The sequence below is a fragment of the Psychrobacter aquaticus CMS 56 genome (genome assembly GCF_000471625.1).
Taxonomy (GTDB): domain Bacteria; phylum Pseudomonadota; class Gammaproteobacteria; order Pseudomonadales; family Moraxellaceae; genus Psychrobacter; species Psychrobacter aquaticus.
Map to the genome: position 1 here is coordinate 80,970 of NZ_AUSW01000015.1, position 17,904 is coordinate 98,873.

A 17,904-nucleotide genomic window follows, 5' to 3' on the forward strand; every position below is an offset into this window, starting at 1 on the left:
GGGTTAGTTTCCTTTTTTGCTAGCCGTTTTGACACCGAGGAACTCACGACGCCAAAAGTCCACTTGCTCAGCGCCCAATCCACCAGCTTGTGCATGTTCCTCAAGCTTTTCAGCTTGTTCTGCAAGCAGCTCCGCTCGAGCACGGGTTTTGACTTCCGTTTCCCATTTCTTTTGAGTAATGTTAGCGCGAGTCAGCTCAGCCATGGACTTACTAATTTTGGCAAGTAATAGCAGACGCTCTTCAGGTGGCTGATCGATCTCTAGATCCTTTAACGCTACTAGCGCATTAAAAGCCTCAGTTTGCATGAGGGTAATTGTCGCGTTGGACAGCGCACCTGTATCATCAGCCGCGTTATCAGCGAAGTGTATCGCCATATCAGTGGCGATTTTGGCAGCGGCCAGCTTACCTTCTAACTTTTTACCATAGCGATGGACACTAGATTTACTGATCTCATAACCAAGTTTTTGTAGCCATCCTGCTAGGTCTTGATAGCCGTTAAACCCATTGTCAAACAGCTTGTCATCTAGCTGATGCTTGTGCTCAGGTTGCAACTGATCTATTGCCGTTTCACGTGCCATAGCTTAGCTCCAGTATTTAGTGGGGCGAGCGATACCAGCGCGGCAGTCCACGGTATAGTCAACCACATCGATACCCAATGCCGTACAGCGTCCATGCCAGTGCCCATCAGGATGCTTAGTTAGCTCTACCATCTTGCGCTTTTCCAAGTAGCTAAGCTGTTGGTGCAACTCGTTTGGCGATACATCGTTATAGATATCATCCATGATAGTTTTTAGCATCACATCACCACAGCCAGTTGGCTCTACACGGTGCATAGAGACTAGCAGATACCAGCGCATACCCTCACGGCGGCTTTTTTCAATATCGATAGGCATGTTCAATCCTTATTTTTTCTGATTACTCAGCTCATATAGTCGGTCAAGCTTGGCATCAATCACCGTAAAGGTACGGTTGAAGTCCATGCGTGTTAGGTATTTTTCAGGCAACTCAGCCTTGAGTATCAAAAAATCTCTTTCGATTTGTCGCACTTCGTTGGTTTGTTGCTGCACTTGTATGGATACGTTACTAATAGCGTTTTCTAACGAATCATCACGCTCACGTAATGCGCTATCAAACCGTGCAAAGAACGCTTTGCCAGCACCCCATATCGAGCCGCCGATAGTCAACGCTATACCGATTGCTTGATAAGCCTCTAGTTCTAATATCATCGTTTATCCTTATCGTTATATCCTTGACACTCCAAGCAGTGCATGGCGTATGGTGCAGCATGTTTACGCGCCGCGCCTATAGGATCGCCGCAGTCAATACAGTTAGTGACGTTGTTAGCTGTCTCTATCTTGATATGCGACAGCGCTGCATTAAGATAGACATCAGCGACCTTATTCGCTTTATCTATAATGTCACCCATTGCCACCGCCTTTGATTGGCTGACCTGTGACTAGTCGTAGCACAGCATTGATAAAGGCGACTCCTGTGGCGATGACACCGTATACCTCTGCATTCATGTATTGCTCAAGGCTAGGCGTGGCGGCAGTAGCCAAGGTCATAGCAGTAATGATGAGATTGAACCAGATGGTTTTTGATTCATACCAGTGCTTAGGCTCAGACGGCGTAGGCATTGGATTGTCAGTAGCAGGTTGAAGCTTTAGATCAGCATTATTAGAGGTTTGCACCATCACCATCCCTCCCGTTTCGCTTTTTTATAGGCAGCTGCGAGTCTAATATCGTACTGATTCGCTTTATAACCTTCGCCGTTATAGCGATAGGCAAAGCCAGCCCAATCGTTGCGTTGTAGCTCATCAACTAAACCATTGACCTTAATGAATCGGCACATAGCATCTATCTGCGCAGCCTCCGATGTGTGCATAGCATCAATGAATGCTTTGAGAGAAGGATACTTTAGGTCTTGCCAGTTAAAGCCCATGACTTGTCCTTTGCCCCAAGAGCATGACATATGAGCTGCATCCCAGTGCAAAACCTTACATACCGCTAACTTTTCGTGTTGTGTTCGCACGTTGTACAACGACTTATCCCACGTTTGATTGCACATATCAGGGAACAGCGCTTGCAGCTGATCGCGTTTAGTGATGAAGTTTGCAAGGGTCAAGTACTTCCACATCTTATGTGGCTCAAACAAGATTGTAGGAAGACCGTCCGCGCCAAACCCAGGCTTTGGACATTCAACATCAATGACCGATTTTAAGGCAGCAGCTTCTACGCTTATACCTTTGGCAGAGGCTACGATGTCAGCACGAGTCAATACAGGTAGCGAACTGCTAACACCTGCACCCGCTTGTGCAGCGCTAGAGTTACCGAGGATAGTAATGACTTTTTGCAAGTCAGCAGGGTTGATAGGACGCAGTATTTTGTTTACTTCATCGACTATATCTTGCGTTAAAGTGTTATCAGGAATTTGTATTTTAGACCAATCAAAAAACTCTTTATCGGTCATCATTGGTTTGTTATCGGACATAAAAAAACCTGTTAGCTTGTGATTGCTAACAGGTTATAAAATATAGGGCTTTTATTATTTTATGACTGATTAAGGGTTAGGTAGTTGTATTATGTATAATTATTTTTTCAGGTACATAAGCCCGTTTGTTCTTGTCATATTTTCTCACAAGAGTTATGTCGGCTTTTAATTTTTTGCCTGCATTGTGAAGAGTAAATGAGTCCAAATCTTCTCCTAACTCAAATTTAACTCGATTGTCGAATAGCTCAGGTGCTATGCCAGCCCAACCACGACTATTGCTATCTTGGTCACTGGCATAAACATACAAATCAATATTGCTATAATCGTCTTCTTTTCTTTCAGGCGGTTCAAGACTAGACACCGTTGGAGCATTTTTTACCACTTCGCTTGGTATAGTTAGGGCATCATTATCACCTAATGAAATTGTCGCATTCTCACCTTTTGCAGGTTGCACAAAATCTACTGCACTGGCAGCCACTTTCTTGTTCATGTTTGCTTGTACAATATGCTCAAGCTCTTCACCCGTTATGCCTGCATCTTGTGCCACATTCACAATATTAACTGTGTTGTAGTTATTTACAGGTTGCACCTCAGCATCACCAAGCATAGAAGATCCTGCCATAATACCAGCACCAATAAATGCGCCTGTACCTAACATCACAAGGCTATTCACTTTTCCGCCATCCTGAAGAATATCATTGAATACCTCTTCTAATTTTTGTAGATTTTCCTCGCCAACCGCTCGTGTCAGACACGTTACTCTCAACCATTCATAAAGACTACCAGCCTCAATATCTTGAACGTAAACTTCAGTACTAACTATTTTAATATCAGGGTAGGCTGCCTCTAGCACTAATGCACCCTTTTTTATAAGGTACTCTAAACTAGACAGGCTTTTAATAACGTCTTTAACGCTAGGAGGATACTCAGTATTATAAGTAACTTTAAAGTCGGCTTCTATTATTCTTTCATTAGCAGCGAGTATATTTGCTTGCATTTACCTCTCCAGTATTAAAGTACGCACTTCTATTATTTTATGACTAATTAAAAGTTGTTAGTTCTTAGGGCAGCTCTTACCGTTACCGCCTTTATTACAGTCACAGGCACGACCATCCTTGTCACGGTCTAAGTTTTTCCAGCCAGTCTGCCCAGCTTTTTTACGAGTCTCATAATAGACTTGCGCCTCTTGCTGAGTCTTGAAGTCCTTACATGACTTAGCTTTAGCGAGCGCGGGTGTGGATAGCGCTAATAATATTAATGGCAGTAATGTCAACCCTATATTTTTCATACATGAAACCTTAAAAGAGTAGTGATATCAAATGCGAATACGTATTCGCTTTTAGGTTTTATAAGCAGACATTTACAAAGTCTTGCTTATTATTATCTCCCGCGCACCATGCCTCTATGACTTTGTGACCCATAGGCTGCCTGACACTGATATTTGCATAGCGTAGATAGTCATAGAAAGTAGAACTACTATCTACATTTAATTTTTTCAATTCTGAAACATCAAAATACACATCATACATCGGTTCTATTGACGGATTATTTTGAGTGTCTACTAGGTTTGCGTTAAAGCTCACATATATTTGCTTAGCCTCAGCATCAAGCGTGGGGTAGCTGACTAACACATGGTTTAACATATCTCCCATTCTGTTGAAGCCTACGTTTGCAGCATGTTCTAGATCATTATTCTCAGGCAAACTCATAGCAATCATTAGATGCTGATCACCCTCAATATACACATCACTAACTTGATAATCACTGATCAAGTCATCTTTCATATCATTTATGTCTTTTACTTGAGGCTCAGAGCTGCACCCAGCCATTGCCAATATCATGCCAATGCATATTAATTTTTTCATACTACCTCTATTACTAACTCAGCTGGTACAGCTTTTCTCTAAGATTATTTTTATGACCTTCTAGCTTACTGACAGCACCACAAAAAATAGCACCAGCTATCACACTGACTACCGTAAGCCAAAGAATATTAAACCATATAGACAGTCCAATCAATGCAACTGTAACGAGTATTGCGCACCCTAACCGATTCATCTGATGATTAGCACTATATATCTCAAGTCTAACTTTCTGACACTCTAGATAGTTTTGTATATCAGCACCGCAGTGGACACAATCCGCTGTTTTACGCCACGTGTATTCAGGACACTGAAAGCATTTAATCGCGTTAGGATGATTCTGAGGTGGTGCATCTCGTAATCCAAAGTACACATTCCCTTTATGATCGCCTTGATTAATATAGCCATGATTCTCAGGTTCATAATTACTTCCCAAATTTCACCTCGCCATCATGATTACCTTGATTGATATAGCCCTTATTTTTTGAGTTGTCAAAGTCTGTATTTGTGACTTCCACTCTTCCGTTACTAGCGAACAACTTAGCAGTTTGCATTATAGCAGCTTGTTTATCAGCATCCATTTTACGAAAATCATCTATCAGCTCAGTCTCATTGGTAGAAAAAGTATCCATCTTGCCGACAAGTGAAGTTTCGCCTTTATCACCAGTGAGTATGTAAAAGACATTCAAACCCAAATCAGACAAAAGCGTCAGCTTGTCACTGGGTATAGGTGTGCCACTTTCCCATCGACTAACAGTCTTTTCAGACACATCTGTCACCTTAGCTACTGCCTTTTGAGTAACACTTTTATCATTTCTCTGCTCTTTTAGGCGAAAACCGACATTTTTGTCCATAATAACCCTTGATAACCAGACATATTTGTCTTATTATATACGTATCGATTGATACAACTTTGTTTCATTAATAACCCATAAAAGGATGATAGCACATGGCAAAACATGACGCAGCACCAATCACAGCCAACCAATTCCGCAAGTCCCTAATTGATCAGGGGATCACTCACAAAGAGTGGGCAGAGGCTCGTGGCTATGATCCTGAGTATTGCTCACGCGTACTCACAGGCATGGTCAAAGGCACACGTGGCAAAGGCCACGCTATAAAGGTTGCAATGGGCTTAAAGATTGACCCCAAAGCTACCAGCGAGGTGACAGCGTGATTTCATCGATTAAAAAAGGTGCAACGCTACATCGTTTAAACCAGCCTGAATTGCAATTAGATCAACGTGAATTGCATCGTGAGCTACGCCGTGCCCAGCAGACCATTGAAGCAGCAGCATCTATTATGCGCTTACCACAACTCAATAAGCTTCATAACAACTTAGTCATCGACGGCGTTGTAGAAGAAGAGGACTGGTTAGGGACTGATGCTAGACATGCTGCGCTCAAGCGCACTAAGCCAAAGCGTGACTATCTCAAGATAGTTTTAGTAGCGCTCTGCATCTTACTAGGCGGGGCATGGTACAGCGCCCAATTAGACCGCGACTTATATATGCAACAGATTGTTCAAGGAGATAATCGTCATGGCTAATGCTACCAAGCGTGCGCTAAAAGTTATAAAGGCGATGCGTAGCGCGACCTTCAGCGGTATCAGCGTGACAGAATTAGCAAAAACAATAGATACCTCTGCTGCAAATATCTGCCGTGATCTAGATGACTTAGTAAGCGAAGGTATGGCAGAAAAGCGTGATGACGGACGTTACCAGTTATCAGTTGCTATGTTGCAGATAGCGACAGCGTACCAGACAGACTATAACCGTATGTCGAGCCGCTTAGCAGAGATTAATAACCGCATTCAGAACTCATAAGGAATCATTATGAAAGACATTACCCCAGATAAAGACGCTAATGTTACTACTACCAATCAGCTTGCTATTTCTACGGCTAGATTAGCGACTAGCTTGGGCTACGAGGGCAGCCTAACTATTGGAACACTAGAAGATGGCATTCGCTTCTATCAGCAACGCACAGCTGAAGCCTGCGTCGAGATGGGCAAACGCTTACTTATTCTTAAAGAGATGTGCCCGCATGGCGAGTTTCAAACGCGACTTGAAGTGCTCGGATTTCAAACGCGCACAGCCCAAAAGTTTATGCAAGCTGTACTCAAGATATCAAATGCATCAACACCAACACTTTTAAGCAAAGTAGGCAGCCAAAGCAAATTGTTAGAGCTGGTAACGCTTGATGATGATCAAATCGAAGCATTAAGCAATGGCGATAGTATCGGTGATATCACCCTTGACGATATCGAAACCATGAGTGTCCGTGAGTTAAAAAAAGCAATTAAAGACGCACGTAGTGACACCGCTGCCAAAGATGAGTTGTTGAACAATAAGAACAAAAAAATAGACGAGTTGGATGCAAAAATCAGCTTACGCCGCCAGCCTGACCAGCAATACGCCTTAGATCAAGAACGTGAGGTGCATATTACAGGGGAGCTTGCTCAGTCAGTGACCAGCCTTTTGACCGCCATCAGTCAATTTAATGCCAGCATCATAACGCTGCGTGTGCAGGCTGATGAAGACGTACCTCATCTAAGTGCCAAGATTGACGCTGATGTCAGTTACACCTATGGACGAATAGCTGAGCTTGCCACAATCGAAGGTATTGATATTGATCTAGCACAGATGATTACTCCTGATTGGATGAATGAAGAGACAGTAGTGAAGATACCCGCTGCTACGTCAAAGCCAGTCAATAAAGCTGAGGATGCTGCAAGCTTTCAAGCATGGAAGCAAGAGCAAGGGTTCATCACTGAAGACAATGAATAATTAGCAAACTCCTTAACCCTAATAATAAGAGCAACATTATGGATACCGCAACCCTCGACTACCTACGCACTATAGCTAAGCGCCTAAACGATGCTGCGCACGGTGAAAAAACCCCCATTGTTGAGCAATCGGCTAGCTTCCTTAATTGCTCAACCAAGCAGATTTATCAATTATTGCGCGATGCAGATTTAATGCCACCACGTAAGACCCGCACTGATAAAGGCGATAGCATCATCACTCGCGCTCAAGCCGAATTAATCGGCGGGATGATACTAGTCGCTACTCGAGCTAATGGCAAACAGATCCTAGCCGTGACTGACGCCGCAGAGATGCTAAAAGCGCAAGGCAAGATTCCTGATGTAGCTGTCAGCACAATACTGCGAGCACTAAAGGCGTATCACTGCCACCCAAGTCAACTTGCAACACCCACCGCACATGTGACCCAACGTAGTCTCCACCCTAACCACGTTTGGCAGATAGATGCCTCAGTTTGTGTGCTGTTTTACTTGCCCAAAGGTGGTTTGGCTGTGATGGAACAAAAAGAGTTTTACAAGAACAAACCTGCCAATGTAAAGAAGATTGAAAAAGAGCGTGTCATCCGTTACGTGGTCACTGATCACTATAGTGCAGCGACTTATGTCGAATACGTCATGGGCGCAGAGTCGAGCGAAAACCTCACGCAAGTGTTCCTTAACTCAATCCAGCGCCGTGCCGCTAACGATCCTATGCATGGTGTGCCGAGTATTTTGGTCATGGATAAAGGATCGGCTAACTTATCAGGATTATTTCTTAACCTTTTAGATCGCCTTGGTATTGAACATATTGAGCATGCCGCTGGTAATAGCCGTGCAAAAGGTCAAGTTGAAAAGCATAACGACATCGTCGAGTGCAAGTTTGAAAGTCGTTTGAGCTTTTTAAATGTTGGCACACTTGCAGAGCTGAACGCCTATTGCCAACGCTGGCGCTCACATTTCAATGCTAACGCCATTCACAGCCGCACTCGCAAAACCCGTAATGCCGTTTGGCTGACTATTACTAATGAGCAGCTGCGCCTAGCACCGAGTTTAGAGGTATGCCGTGAATTAGTAACTACCAAACCAAAAACCATGCAAGTACGTGGTGATCTATCAGTCACGCATACTATTAAAGGCTATCCGAACCAAGCCTATGATTTAACCCATTTGCCTGATATCTATCCCAAAGCCGTCGTTGACATCGTCGTCAATCCTTATCGCGCCCCTGATATCGATGTGGCGTGGCTGGACAATATTTATACCATTAGCCCCATTGAAACCGACGAAGCAGGATTTGCTATTCATTCGCCTGTGATTGGTGTGCAGATGATTACTAAGCCTGAAAGCAGCGCTGACAGCAACCGCAAAGCAATGCTAAAAGCCGCTTATGGCGTAGATACCGAAGCCGATGTGGACAAAGCCCGTAAGAAAAAACAAGCCGCTTATGTTGGTGCAATCGATGCCATGGCAGACGTAGATAACAGTCATAACGAGGGTAATGTGCCAAGTATCATCACCAAAGCAGCGATAACGGTTGATACCAGTGCTCATGTGGCCAGTCGCGAGATCAAACCTCTAACGCATGTTGAAGCCGCCATGCAATTACGGGGGCTAATTAGTGACTTATGGCACGCTGAGCACTTTAGCGACTTACAAGCGCAATATCCGCAAGGCGTACCCCATAGCGCCATTACTGAGATTGCAGATCGCATTATTGTAGGCAAGCCCATCAACTATCTAAAAGCGGTCAACGAATAATAAGGATAAGACGATGCAACACGTCAAACAACTTTTAAAAACAAACGGTATTAGTCAACGCAAGTTATCAGAGCATCTAGACCTTAGCCCCGCGTCGGTCAACTTAATACTTAACCATGACCAATACCCAAAAGCGCCTAGCAAAAGCATCATTAATGAAGGTATCAGCCAATTTTTAGCGAAGCACAGCATTGCCTTAGATTTATTAGAGCCATTGACCATAACTGATGATTACAACGACAAGGAAAACCCCATGCTACTACGCAAACAGACCCTAACCGATGCAGCCCGTAAGCAGTTCAAGCTATTCATTAATCCCTTCACTAGCGACATTCGTAGTGCTGATGAGCTATACCAGTCAAATGATACCGCTTATGTTCGTGCAGCTATGCACCATACCGCTAAGCACGGCGGATTCATTGCCGTCACTGGTGAGTCAGGCGCTGGCAAAACTACGCTAAAGCGTGACTTGATTGACCGCCTAAAGCGCGAAAACCAATCCGTCATTACTATTGAGCCTTATGTTTTAGCTGCCGAGGACAACGACATAAAAGGTAAGACACTAAAAGCCGCTCACATTGCTGAAGCTATTTTTAACGCCTTAAGTCCACTTGAGCACATCAAGCGCAGCCCTGAAGCACGTTTTCGTCAAGTACACAATGTTCTTAAGGAGTCGCACAAAGCAGGCAATAGCCACGTCCTCATTATCGAAGAGGCGCACAGTTTGCCTATCCCAACACTCAAACATTTGAAGCGATTTTTTGAATTAGAGGACGGCTACGACAAACTATTGGGCATTATCTTAATTGGTCAAAACGAGCTTGGTCTCAAGCTATCAGAGCAAAACCCAGCGATACGCGAAGTTGTCCAGCGTTGTGAAATTGTCACGCTTGAGCCAATAGCGCCAGCTGAACTATCAGGCTACCTAGCCAAGCGCCTATCTAAGCAAACCAGTCTTGACAGCATTATCGATGAGTCAGGTATTGACGCTATGGTCAGTCGCCTAGTACGTACCGATAGCAAAGGTCGCGTCGTGCAAAGCCTGTTGTACCCGCTAGCAGTCGGCAACCTAGTAACGGGAGCTATGAACATGGCAGCCAGCCTTGGAGTCCCCACAATCACCCGCGACATCATCATGAATGTATAGGAGTACGGAATGGATGCGAACATCGAGATCATAGCAAAAGGTAGTTATGAAGACGCTTTGAATGAGGGTCAAAAAGCAGCTGATAAACTCGCAAAAGGTGCTACTGACATAACCATCAGTGCTAGAAAACTAAAGAAGACGGGATATTGGAAGGTCATTCTTAAATACAAAAGAGAACTCAACGACAATACACCTTTTGACTTTAATCACTTCTTAAAAAATCTTATTTAACACAGGAGCAATACTCATGATTAATCAAACCACCACACCTACCTGTACCTTAAACGGCGTCGATTATATGACTGATGAAAAAGGTCATCTGATCCCTGTCGATTCAATCAAGCCAATTGACAAGCTCCGTGATGAGACTGTGATTAACATTGCTAATAAAGCACTGACGCTTAATAGCATTATGAAAACAGAAAAAGAAGCGTTGTTCTCACTTATTTATGACTTTTTAGAGCTATCAGCCAGTGAGTATAAGACCCAATACGGTGGCAAAAAAGGCAACGTCAGCCTACCGTCATTTGATGGTGCTTTCAAAGTCCAGATTGCGATGCAGGACAACATCGTTTTCGATGAGCGTTTGCAGATCGCTAAGAACCTAATCCATGAATGCATCGGTGAGTGGAGCGAAGGTAGTGATACCAAAATCATGACGCTAGTAAACGATGCGTTCCAAGTCGATAAAGAAGGCAAAGTTAGCACTTATCGTGTTCTAGGCTTGCGCCGTCACGATTTTGACGACCCAAAGTGGCTTGAGGCTATGCAAGCCATAGCAGATGCCACGCAGATCACCAGCACTAAAGAATACATCCGCATTTATAAGCGAGATGAAAACGGCAAATACGACCAAATCCCGCTCGATTTTAGCAAAGTATAAGGAGCGCGGCACTTATGACTACTGAGGTAAAAGTGAAACCCAAGAGTATCGTCAAGCTTAAAAAGCGTAGTGCTAAAGCAGCCAATCAGTTACAACGGATCGTTGAGCCATTGAACTATCGCCTCAAGCCACGAGGCATGATGGTGTGGTGGGATGGTGAGGAATACATGCTCAATACTGAAGCTGCTGATCGTAGTGTTGGCACAACTCTTTTCTTAGATGACCACTGTTTACTACAACTGATGGCAATGACAGATTGCAAACTCATAACTTTTCTAAAAGGTTTTTAAACCCGTAGCCAGTCGGACACTGGCATCTAACTTAAGGATCGACATCATGAATAAGCAAGATTTAATCAAAAAAATGGCAGCTGATGCAGGTATCACGCAAGATCAAGCGCGTTCAGCACTACAAGCGTTTGAGCATGGCGTGACAGAGGCACTGATTGCAGGTGATAGCGTACAGATGATTGGCTTTGGTGCTTTCAAACCTTCACTACGAAAAGCCCGCACTGGTCGCAACCCAAAGACTGGCGAAGCGATAGATATACCAGCCAAAACAGCGGTCAGTTTTGTAGCAGGAAAAGCCTTAAAAGAAGCCGTCAACTAATCTGGTACCTTAATTTATTTAGGTATACAAATAATAAAAAAAGGAGGGTGACGCTTAGCGACATCCTCCTTTTTTATTACTTCAATAGTAAGGAATTTAACCATGACTAACAAACGTACCCCAACTGTTCCTAAGCTCATACAGATCATTCATATAGCCAAGAATCAGCTAGACTTAGACGAAGCCACCTATCGCCATATGCTGACCGAGCAGACGGGCAAAAGTAGCACCAAGCAGATGACTAAAAGCGAACTCGTTACCGTATTTGAGCACCTAAAGACTAAAGGTTTCGCAACCAAACCTGCCAAGAGCGTAGGCAAACTTAAGCAAGCTGACGATCCACAGTCTAAGAAGATACGCAGCCTATGGATCACCTTGTATGAGCTTGGCGCAGTACGTAATTCAAGTGAGCTTGCACTAGCCAAGTACGTCGAGCGCCAAACAGGCAAATCAGCATTGCAGTTTGTTAATACTACAGACGCCAGTCGCATAATCGAATCTCTTAAACAATGGCAGCAGCGCGTAGAGAACGCTCAAGCTATAGCCGCGATAAACAACAAATAATCGGTTATAAATAGTAGACCTGCCATGCTACCCACACCTATATTTATTCAACTATAGTAAAATGCAATTATAGATCGGTCACACAATGGAGCAGATAATGTCAGACACCCAAACGGACGGTAAGTTTACCAAGCTAGGTACTGCGTTCTTACAGGACATGGTCGGTCACGGTGCTGATGTTATTGCTTCTTACACTGACATACCTACAGAAGCAGCTGAGCAGATAGCCTTTCATCTAGCAGAGCGTATGACAATACATTGGGGCGGCAGCATGTTATATGTTCCTAAGAATAGCCCCCTCAAGCTTCACAAGCGTGACCTTGAAATATGGCAGGCTTTCACTGGTAACAATCAGCACCAGCTCGCTCAAAAGTACAATCTCTCAATAATTACTATCTATCAAATCATCGCCAAGATCAGAAAGTCCCTACCAGACAAACAAAAAGACCTATTCGACGAGTAATAGGTCTTCAATTTATTCGTAGTCTTTTCATTACGCCTAGTGTAACCTCGTTACATACGTATCCCATCTAATCCCTGTCTATCACATCTAGTCCCACATTTATAACGCCTTTCTGGTATGTTTATCTAGAGTGGTATCAGAAAACAGCAAGATGAACCAACGTGTCTATGTCATGATAAGTAATGCAAAGTATGATATCGAACGTTTCAAAAAAATTGAAAATGATAATAAATAATACTGTCAATTATTCTAGATAAAAAGAGAGCGAAGATGATAACCAAACCCTATAATTCTTTGCTACTAGCAGCCTCTATAACTTTAGCTGGCTGTCAGACTATTGCAACTGCGCCATCTAAAGATATACCTCACTATGGAAACATAATGACGATGCAAGCAGCAGATATAGATTCAGATGGTGATGGCGTACTTGACGAGATAGACGAATGCCCAGCCAATCCAGAAAACGTGATAGTAGATGAAAGAGGTTGTCCTTTTACGACTATTGGGGTAGGTCTAAAAATGGAGTATCGGGCTTTTTTTGAAAAAGGTAGTAGTGCGCTACTTCCAAAGTATCAGCTTGAGCTTGACAAAGTAGCAGAACAGATGAATAAACATGATATCGCTACTATGAAAATTGAAGCTCATGCTTCAGAGGATGAGATCGATAGGGATTCAAGCTCTTTACCTAAAAATAGAGCTCTGATGGTCAAAAACTATCTTGTTTCAAAACATAACATCGAACCTATTCGTTTGAGCACTTTTAACTGTGGCGCTAGAGCTCCTATTGCATCGTCTGATACAGAAGAAGGAAAATTCATGAATCGCCGAGTTTATGGACTAGCTACGGAGCCTGAAAATGAGATAGCTTATCAGCAACCAAACAAAGTAGCTTCGACAATATGCGTCGAGTTTTAAATAATAGTTAACCATCAAAGCTTATACTTATCCCACTGCCGAGAAAAATACCATCAGTACTGGTGAGACGATGTTAATAATAAAGCCAAAACTAATCGCCAGTGGCACGACTTTAAGACCCCCTGATTGTTGAATAATTGGCAAGGTGAAATCTAAACTGGTCGCACCGCCAAGTCCGACTGCCGCCGATGGGTATTTGCGCATAAATACAGGAATGAACAGCAAGGCAAAAAACTCACGTACCAAATCATTGAATAATGCCACGCTGCCCCAAACCGCGCCATAAGCGTCGGTCATAACAATTGCGGATAGTGAGTACCAACCAAATCCTGAAGCAAGTGCCAAGCCCTTAGTCCATGACACGTCCGTAAATAACGCCGCAAAAATAAGCCCACCCGCCAATACTGATAGTGTAAAAATGACACTCATCTCAACGCCGCGTCTATTCAACATTACTTCTTTGAGCGTGATACCTGAACCCTTTAACCCAATACCGACCAATAAAATCAAGAGCATGAGTAGTGCAGTCATGGTGTTTTCAGGCGGCATATAAGCGGCTGGCAAGAAATAACCAATGATCATGCCGATCAGCACACAAACCACTTGTGCCAAGCTGCCACGAATACTGACGCGATGCTCCTTTGATTTTACACTGGGTTTTTTGGCGTGCCATGGGCGCACACGGTCAAACAACATGAGTGCAAACAAACCCGTGCCAATCGTCAATATCGATAGTACAGTAACGTATAGTGCGATTTCGCCCAGCTGACTGCCCAGTCCTTCGACCTGTGATAGCTCAATGCCAATAAGCCCTAAAATAATGAAGACCAAATAAGATAATCCTTTATCTGCAATTTTGGTCATAGTCGGATGAGAAGGGATGGCAAAGCCAATAAACATTGGCATTAATACCAGAACAAGAGTAATTAAGCTTTGCATGGTGGTCGGCTCGCAGCATTTTTAATAAGGCGCTTTTGACAAGGCATTTTTAAGAAACTGAAGATTGTATCACACCACCAAAAAAATACGGACTACTAAGGCGTGTCCTCAATCTGAACGAGGATGACTAAATGGCCTAAAAATGGCTAAATATTCGCCAAACTGTGTTAAATAGCTGGTTAATAGCCTGATATTATCGGCGCTATTTTCCTTGTTTGGCTTCAATTCATCTCATTTTTATGACCATTTTCAAAATGAGGACATGCCTTAAATTTCTAGCAGTCTATGATCGTCCTGAGTTGAATGTGGATAAGGTTGAGCGGCTTTTACAGATTGATTAAAGTCAGTATGTTGATGATAAAGCTGGTCTGATAGTGACTCAATCACACTGGTCAGCGGCATTGTCGCTAAAGTTGGACAGTCTTTTCGATAATGCCCACCGCGGCTCTCAAAACGCTGATAAGCAGACTGAATAATCAAGGTCGCTAATTGTAACTGCCTCGCCAGTTGCAAGTATGCAAGTTCGTCAACGACCATCACACTGCTTTTATCATGAGCATCGGATTGATGAGGCAACGCAGCACGGGTAAGCCACTGTTGCCATGCTTGTATTTGTGTCAGCGCTTGTTCTAATGCGTCAGCGCACCGCGTGATGCCCATATGATCAGTCATCAACGTTTTTAACTCAGCCGTTACTTTGGTAATATCGGGTTTTAGCAGACTGTCAGGGTCAAATTTGCCTTTACTATTATTCTCACCATATTTATTAAATACAGGTGAAGGGAGCTTGATAAATTGAGCATGTGCAATGCGTGGTGGCGTCCATATATCGGTGAGAGTTTTTTCGGTAGTGGCATAAGACGATGTTGGCAATACTGTTGTAAATGAGTCTGTTTCACGCGCAGTTACGTTTTTCAGATAACGCGGCAAATCCTTGGCGATATTGCGTCCGACCACCACGCATTCCAATAAAGAGTTGCTTGCCAAGCGGTTTGCCCCATGCAAGCCCGTATAAGCGACTTCACCAGCAGCATAAAGCCCTGCCACATCGGTCAAACCATTTGCGCAAGTGACCACGCCGCCGCAGCTATAATGGGCAGTCGGAGCAACTGGAATAGGATCAACAGTCATATTAATGCCAAGCGCTCGCAAGGTTTGGTCAATTTGTGGAAAATGCGCCCGCAAAAATGTCGCTGGCAAGTGGCTGACATCAAGGTGTACATAACCAAGTTTATTGTGATGAATCTGCTCTGCTATAGCCCGCGCGACGATATCTCGCGGTGCCAGCTCAGCTCGTGCGTCAACATCCAGCATAAAGCGGGTCCCAGTTTGCGGACAATACAGTCGCCCACCTTCACCGCGTAACGCTTCCGATATCAAAAAGCTGCTGTCAGCAAGTGCTAAACCTGTCGGATGAAATTGGATAAATTCCAGATTTGCTAAGCGGCATCCTGCTTGCCACGCCATCATAACGCCATCGCCGACACAGACATTGGGGGCGCTGGCACGCTTAAACAATTGACCTAAGCCACCACTAGCCAGTACGACTGTACGACTACGAAAGGTAAATTGACGCTGATTGATATGGTCAAACACCAGCGCGCCTTGGCAATGTTTAATCCTCGCATGAGGGTTCAGCTGGCTATCAGTGAATGGCGAGGTGAGTAACGTCAACGCTTCATGATAGGGTAAAATAGTAATGTTGGTTGCAGCATGTGCTTTTATGTTCAACGCTTCCATAATATGCCGACCAGTGGCGTCATCGGCATGCGCCACTCGGCGACAGCCATGACCGCCTTCTTGGGTTAAATGTAAGTCACTGGTGTGCAACTCGGTTAGCGGTTTTTTTTTGGCATTTTGTTGAGAGATTTGGGTATCAGGGTTTTGGGTAAATGGCACACCTTGCTCACATAACCATTGCACGGCCTGCTGCCCAGCGCTGAGAATGCTGGTCGTGTGCTCAATCTCACACAATCCGGCGCCAGCGATCAGCGTATCGGCGATATGGTCAGTGACGGAGTCGTTTTTATCCAAACTGGCTGCGATACCGCCTTGGGCATAGTGGCTTGAGCAAACCTCAAGTGCGTCTTTGCTCAATACCGTGATATTCAGCGACTTTGGCAAAGATAGCGCGGTGCTCAACCCTGCCAGCCCAGCCCCGATGATGAGGACATCCGTTTGTCTTGTGTCATCAGCGTCATTGCCTACTGCTTCTGCTTTGAATGCCTCACTCATGTTAAGCGGCTCCAACGTTTGCAAATAGGGTGCGGTCTTTGACGATATCGCCACTGGCGGCTACTCGCTGTTTTTGCGATTCGGCAAAATCAAGCATACGCTGTAGCGGTTTTTTGGCTGCGGTTGCCAGCTCAGGCGTCATCAGCACTTCGCCAGTATGATGAGTGAGACACTGCTCAATCCCTTGCAAGCCATTCATCGCCATCCACGGACAAAAGGCACAGCTTTTGCAACTGGCGCTCTCACCAGCGGTAGGCGCGGCCAAAAAGCGTTTGTGCGGCGAGCGTTTTTGCATCTCATGCAAGATGCCTAGGTCGGTCGCGACGATAAAAGTTTCGGCATCCATTTCATAAGTTGATTGCAACAGCTTACTGGTCGAGCCAACCACATCGGCAAGCGCAACGACACTATCAGGTGACTCAGGATGTACCAATACTTTTGCGTTTGGATGCTCATTTTTTAATTGCATGAGCTCCGTTGCTTTAAATTCGTTATGCACTAGACATGAGCCTTGCCAGAGCAACATGTCTGCCCCTGTTTGCTGCGCGATATATTTACCCAAATGACGGTCGGGCCCCCAAATGATAGGCTCGCCTTGTGCATGTAAATGCCGCACGATATCGATACCCACTGACGAGGTCACCACCCAATCAGCCCGCGCTTTGACAGCAGCACTGGTATTGGCATAAACGACCACGGTGCGCTCTGGATGGGCATCACAAAAGGCAGAGAACTCATCAGCAGGGCAGCCCAAATCAAGCGAGCATTCTGCCTCCAAGTCTGGCATCAGTACCGTTTTTTCCATACTTAATATCTTGGCGGATTCACCCATAAAACGCACACCAGCGACTACCAATGTTTGCGCGCTATGTGCTTGACCAAAGCGCGCCATCTCTAGCGAGTCACCAACGCAGCCACCCGTCGCTAATGCCAAATCTTGAATGAAGGGATCGACATAATAATGGGCGACCAGCACGGCATTGTTGTCCTGCAATAACTGCTTAATATTTTCTTCCACTTTAATGCGTTCTGTACGTGGCAAATCTACGGGTATTTTGGCTTTGGCATATTCGACATTCATTTGCGTTGCAATGCGACTGTCAGTGCTCATCATGGGCGCGTCATACGGATAAGTTTTCATAAGGACAACCTTTTTGGTGCAATAACGACAACTCATATGCCGTTAAAAGTGGGTCAATTAAATACCGCTCAAAAAAAGTATCTTAATTATGCTC

At 44.4% G+C, this 17,904-nt stretch carries 26 protein-coding genes; 13 read left to right on the forward strand and 13 right to left on the reverse strand.

The annotated features are described in order from the left end of the window. Nucleotides 1–3 precede the first annotated feature (3 nt). The 10 genes from M917_RS03985 to M917_RS13675 form a co-directional block, all read right to left on the reverse strand. Nucleotides 4–579, reverse strand: coding sequence for a DUF3486 family protein (locus tag M917_RS03985; RefSeq protein ID WP_021813484.1), 576 nt, complete (start codon nt 577–579; stop codon nt 4–6). Between the two features lie 3 nt (nt 580–582). Then, a complete protein-coding gene (locus tag M917_RS03990) occupies nt 583–894 on the reverse strand; it encodes a hypothetical protein (RefSeq protein ID WP_021813485.1) in 312 nt (103 codons plus the stop codon). A 9-nt stretch (nt 895–903) separates the two neighbouring features. Then, the gene (locus M917_RS03995; protein WP_021813486.1) at nt 904–1,227 is read right to left on the reverse strand and encodes a hypothetical protein; all 324 of its coding nucleotides are present in this window, start codon (nt 1,225–1,227) and stop codon (nt 904–906) included. After that, on the reverse strand, nt 1,224–1,427 hold the full coding sequence (locus tag M917_RS04000; RefSeq protein ID WP_021813487.1) for a TraR/DksA C4-type zinc finger protein: 204 nt from the start codon (nt 1,425–1,427) through the stop codon (nt 1,224–1,226). The genes M917_RS03995 and M917_RS04000 overlap by 4 nt, the downstream gene beginning before the upstream one ends. Continuing rightward, nucleotides 1,420–1,695, reverse strand: a complete 276-nt coding sequence (locus tag M917_RS04005) for a hypothetical protein (RefSeq protein ID WP_021813488.1) — start codon at nt 1,693–1,695, stop codon at nt 1,420–1,422. The genes M917_RS04000 and M917_RS04005 overlap by 8 nt, the downstream gene beginning before the upstream one ends. Continuing rightward, nucleotides 1,695–2,492 carry an N-acetylmuramidase family protein gene (locus M917_RS04010; protein ID WP_021813489.1) on the reverse strand — a complete coding sequence of 266 codons (798 nt, stop codon included), beginning with the start codon at nt 2,490–2,492 and terminating at the stop codon, nt 1,695–1,697. Before M917_RS04010 ends, M917_RS04005 begins: the two co-directional genes overlap by 1 nt. 76 nt (nt 2,493–2,568) lie before the next feature. After that, entirely contained in the window at nt 2,569–3,489 is a 921-nt protein-coding gene (locus M917_RS04015) for a hypothetical protein (RefSeq protein ID WP_021813490.1), read from the reverse strand. Nucleotides 3,490–3,546: 57 nt separating this feature from the next. Beyond that, a complete protein-coding gene (locus M917_RS04020; protein WP_021813491.1) occupies nt 3,547–3,780 on the reverse strand; it encodes an excalibur calcium-binding domain-containing protein in 234 nt (77 codons plus the stop codon). A 58-nt stretch (nt 3,781–3,838) separates the two neighbouring features. Further along, entirely contained in the window at nt 3,839–4,357 is a 519-nt protein-coding gene (locus M917_RS04025; protein WP_040641875.1) for a hypothetical protein, read from the reverse strand. A gap of 422 nt (nt 4,358–4,779) precedes the next feature. Then, the gene (locus tag M917_RS13675; protein ID WP_021813494.1) at nt 4,780–5,208 is read right to left on the reverse strand and encodes a helix-turn-helix transcriptional regulator; all 429 of its coding nucleotides are present in this window, start codon (nt 5,206–5,208) and stop codon (nt 4,780–4,782) included. 95 nt (nt 5,209–5,303) lie between these two features. Here M917_RS13675 and M917_RS04040 point away from each other — a divergent pair, with 95 nt between their 5' ends. From M917_RS04040 to M917_RS04100, 13 genes are all read left to right on the forward strand, one after another. After that, a complete protein-coding gene (locus tag M917_RS04040) occupies nt 5,304–5,531 on the forward strand; it encodes a DNA-binding protein (protein WP_021813495.1) in 228 nt (75 codons plus the stop codon). After that, on the forward strand, nt 5,528–5,902 hold the full coding sequence (locus M917_RS04045) for a hypothetical protein (protein ID WP_021813496.1): 375 nt from the start codon (nt 5,528–5,530) through the stop codon (nt 5,900–5,902). The genes M917_RS04040 and M917_RS04045 overlap by 4 nt, the downstream gene beginning before the upstream one ends. Then, nucleotides 5,895–6,179 (forward strand): IclR family transcriptional regulator, encoded by a 285-nt coding sequence (locus tag M917_RS04050; protein WP_021813497.1) that lies wholly within the window; start codon nt 5,895–5,897, stop codon nt 6,177–6,179. The genes M917_RS04045 and M917_RS04050 overlap by 8 nt, the downstream gene beginning before the upstream one ends. A gap of 9 nt (nt 6,180–6,188) precedes the next feature. Then, the gene (locus tag M917_RS04055; protein ID WP_021813498.1) at nt 6,189–7,142 is read left to right on the forward strand and encodes a DUF3102 domain-containing protein; all 954 of its coding nucleotides are present in this window, start codon (nt 6,189–6,191) and stop codon (nt 7,140–7,142) included. Nucleotides 7,143–7,180: 38 nt separating this feature from the next. Next, nucleotides 7,181–8,914, forward strand: coding sequence for a DDE-type integrase/transposase/recombinase (locus M917_RS04060; protein WP_021813499.1), 1,734 nt, complete (start codon nt 7,181–7,183; stop codon nt 8,912–8,914). A gap of 13 nt (nt 8,915–8,927) precedes the next feature. Next, complete coding sequence (locus M917_RS04065) at nt 8,928–10,061, forward strand: ExeA family protein (protein ID WP_021813500.1); 1,134 nt, start codon at nt 8,928–8,930, stop codon at nt 10,059–10,061. A 9-nt stretch (nt 10,062–10,070) separates the two neighbouring features. Then, complete coding sequence (locus M917_RS04070; protein WP_021813501.1) at nt 10,071–10,292, forward strand: hypothetical protein; 222 nt, start codon at nt 10,071–10,073, stop codon at nt 10,290–10,292. A 16-nt stretch (nt 10,293–10,308) separates the two neighbouring features. Continuing rightward, nucleotides 10,309–10,944 carry a DUF3164 family protein gene (locus M917_RS04075; RefSeq protein WP_021813502.1) on the forward strand — a complete coding sequence of 212 codons (636 nt, stop codon included), beginning with the start codon at nt 10,309–10,311 and terminating at the stop codon, nt 10,942–10,944. 14 nt (nt 10,945–10,958) lie between these two features. Beyond that, a complete protein-coding gene (locus tag M917_RS04080; RefSeq protein ID WP_021813503.1) occupies nt 10,959–11,234 on the forward strand; it encodes a hypothetical protein in 276 nt (91 codons plus the stop codon). A 46-nt stretch (nt 11,235–11,280) separates the two neighbouring features. Next, nucleotides 11,281–11,553, forward strand: a complete 273-nt coding sequence (locus tag M917_RS04085) for an HU family DNA-binding protein (protein ID WP_021813504.1) — start codon at nt 11,281–11,283, stop codon at nt 11,551–11,553. 102 nt (nt 11,554–11,655) lie between these two features. Continuing rightward, nucleotides 11,656–12,117, forward strand: a complete 462-nt coding sequence (locus M917_RS04090; RefSeq protein WP_021813505.1) for a gp16 family protein — start codon at nt 11,656–11,658, stop codon at nt 12,115–12,117. Nucleotides 12,118–12,214: 97 nt separating this feature from the next. Next, the gene (locus tag M917_RS04095) at nt 12,215–12,580 is read left to right on the forward strand and encodes a Mor transcription activator family protein (RefSeq protein ID WP_021813506.1); all 366 of its coding nucleotides are present in this window, start codon (nt 12,215–12,217) and stop codon (nt 12,578–12,580) included. Between the two features lie 270 nt (nt 12,581–12,850). Continuing rightward, a complete protein-coding gene (locus tag M917_RS04100; protein WP_021813507.1) occupies nt 12,851–13,495 on the forward strand; it encodes an OmpA family protein in 645 nt (214 codons plus the stop codon). Between the two features lie 27 nt (nt 13,496–13,522). Here the strand turns inward: M917_RS04100 and M917_RS04105 are convergent, their stop codons facing one another. The 3 genes from M917_RS04105 to nadA all read right to left on the reverse strand — a co-directional run bounded on the left by M917_RS04105 (nt 13,523) and on the right by nadA (nt 17,810). After that, complete coding sequence (locus M917_RS04105) at nt 13,523–14,434, reverse strand: lysine exporter LysO family protein (RefSeq protein ID WP_040641881.1); 912 nt, start codon at nt 14,432–14,434, stop codon at nt 13,523–13,525. Nucleotides 14,435–14,701: 267 nt separating this feature from the next. Then, nucleotides 14,702–16,669 carry an L-aspartate oxidase gene (gene nadB, locus M917_RS04110; RefSeq protein WP_021813510.1) on the reverse strand — a complete coding sequence of 656 codons (1,968 nt, stop codon included), beginning with the start codon at nt 16,667–16,669 and terminating at the stop codon, nt 14,702–14,704. 1 nt (nt 16,670) lies between these two features. Beyond that, nucleotides 16,671–17,810, reverse strand: a complete 1,140-nt coding sequence (gene nadA / locus M917_RS04115; RefSeq protein WP_021813511.1) for a quinolinate synthase NadA — start codon at nt 17,808–17,810, stop codon at nt 16,671–16,673. Between the last annotated feature and the right edge of the window lie 94 nt (nt 17,811–17,904).

Excerpts from the sequence above, each read along its gene's own strand:
- M917_RS13675 (WP_021813494.1), bottom strand. The coding sequence starts at position 5,208 with ATGGACAAAAATGTCGGTTTTCGCCTAAAAGAGCAGAGAAATGATAAA.
- nadA (WP_021813511.1), bottom strand. The coding sequence starts at position 17,810 with ATGAAAACTTATCCGTATGACGCGCCCATGATGAGCACTGACAGTCGC.
- M917_RS04060 (WP_021813499.1), top strand. The coding sequence starts at position 7,181 with ATGGATACCGCAACCCTCGACTACCTACGCACTATAGCTAAGCGCCTA.
- M917_RS04040 (WP_021813495.1), top strand. The coding sequence starts at position 5,304 with ATGGCAAAACATGACGCAGCACCAATCACAGCCAACCAATTCCGCAAG.
- M917_RS04065 (WP_021813500.1), top strand. The coding sequence starts at position 8,928 with ATGCAACACGTCAAACAACTTTTAAAAACAAACGGTATTAGTCAACGC.
- M917_RS03990 (WP_021813485.1), bottom strand. The coding sequence starts at position 894 with ATGCCTATCGATATTGAAAAAAGCCGCCGTGAGGGTATGCGCTGGTAT.
- M917_RS04080 (WP_021813503.1), top strand. The coding sequence starts at position 10,959 with ATGACTACTGAGGTAAAAGTGAAACCCAAGAGTATCGTCAAGCTTAAA.
- M917_RS04010 (WP_021813489.1), bottom strand. The coding sequence starts at position 2,492 with ATGTCCGATAACAAACCAATGATGACCGATAAAGAGTTTTTTGATTGG.
- M917_RS03985 (WP_021813484.1), bottom strand. The coding sequence starts at position 579 with ATGGCACGTGAAACGGCAATAGATCAGTTGCAACCTGAGCACAAGCAT.
- M917_RS04095 (WP_021813506.1), top strand. The coding sequence starts at position 12,215 with ATGTCAGACACCCAAACGGACGGTAAGTTTACCAAGCTAGGTACTGCG.
- M917_RS04020 (WP_021813491.1), bottom strand. The coding sequence starts at position 3,780 with ATGAAAAATATAGGGTTGACATTACTGCCATTAATATTATTAGCGCTA.
- M917_RS04000 (WP_021813487.1), bottom strand. The coding sequence starts at position 1,427 with ATGGGTGACATTATAGATAAAGCGAATAAGGTCGCTGATGTCTATCTT.
- M917_RS03995 (WP_021813486.1), bottom strand. The coding sequence starts at position 1,227 with ATGATATTAGAACTAGAGGCTTATCAAGCAATCGGTATAGCGTTGACT.
- M917_RS04070 (WP_021813501.1), top strand. The coding sequence starts at position 10,071 with ATGGATGCGAACATCGAGATCATAGCAAAAGGTAGTTATGAAGACGCT.
- M917_RS04025 (WP_040641875.1), bottom strand. The coding sequence starts at position 4,357 with ATGAAAAAATTAATATGCATTGGCATGATATTGGCAATGGCTGGGTGC.
- M917_RS04050 (WP_021813497.1), top strand. The coding sequence starts at position 5,895 with ATGGCTAATGCTACCAAGCGTGCGCTAAAAGTTATAAAGGCGATGCGT.
- M917_RS04085 (WP_021813504.1), top strand. The coding sequence starts at position 11,281 with ATGAATAAGCAAGATTTAATCAAAAAAATGGCAGCTGATGCAGGTATC.
- M917_RS04015 (WP_021813490.1), bottom strand. The coding sequence starts at position 3,489 with ATGCAAGCAAATATACTCGCTGCTAATGAAAGAATAATAGAAGCCGAC.
- M917_RS04090 (WP_021813505.1), top strand. The coding sequence starts at position 11,656 with ATGACTAACAAACGTACCCCAACTGTTCCTAAGCTCATACAGATCATT.
- M917_RS04005 (WP_021813488.1), bottom strand. The coding sequence starts at position 1,695 with ATGGTGCAAACCTCTAATAATGCTGATCTAAAGCTTCAACCTGCTACT.
- M917_RS04105 (WP_040641881.1), bottom strand. The coding sequence starts at position 14,434 with ATGCAAAGCTTAATTACTCTTGTTCTGGTATTAATGCCAATGTTTATT.
- nadB (WP_021813510.1), bottom strand. The coding sequence starts at position 16,669 with ATGAGTGAGGCATTCAAAGCAGAAGCAGTAGGCAATGACGCTGATGAC.
- M917_RS04055 (WP_021813498.1), top strand. The coding sequence starts at position 6,189 with ATGAAAGACATTACCCCAGATAAAGACGCTAATGTTACTACTACCAAT.
- M917_RS04075 (WP_021813502.1), top strand. The coding sequence starts at position 10,309 with ATGATTAATCAAACCACCACACCTACCTGTACCTTAAACGGCGTCGAT.
- M917_RS04100 (WP_021813507.1), top strand. The coding sequence starts at position 12,851 with ATGATAACCAAACCCTATAATTCTTTGCTACTAGCAGCCTCTATAACT.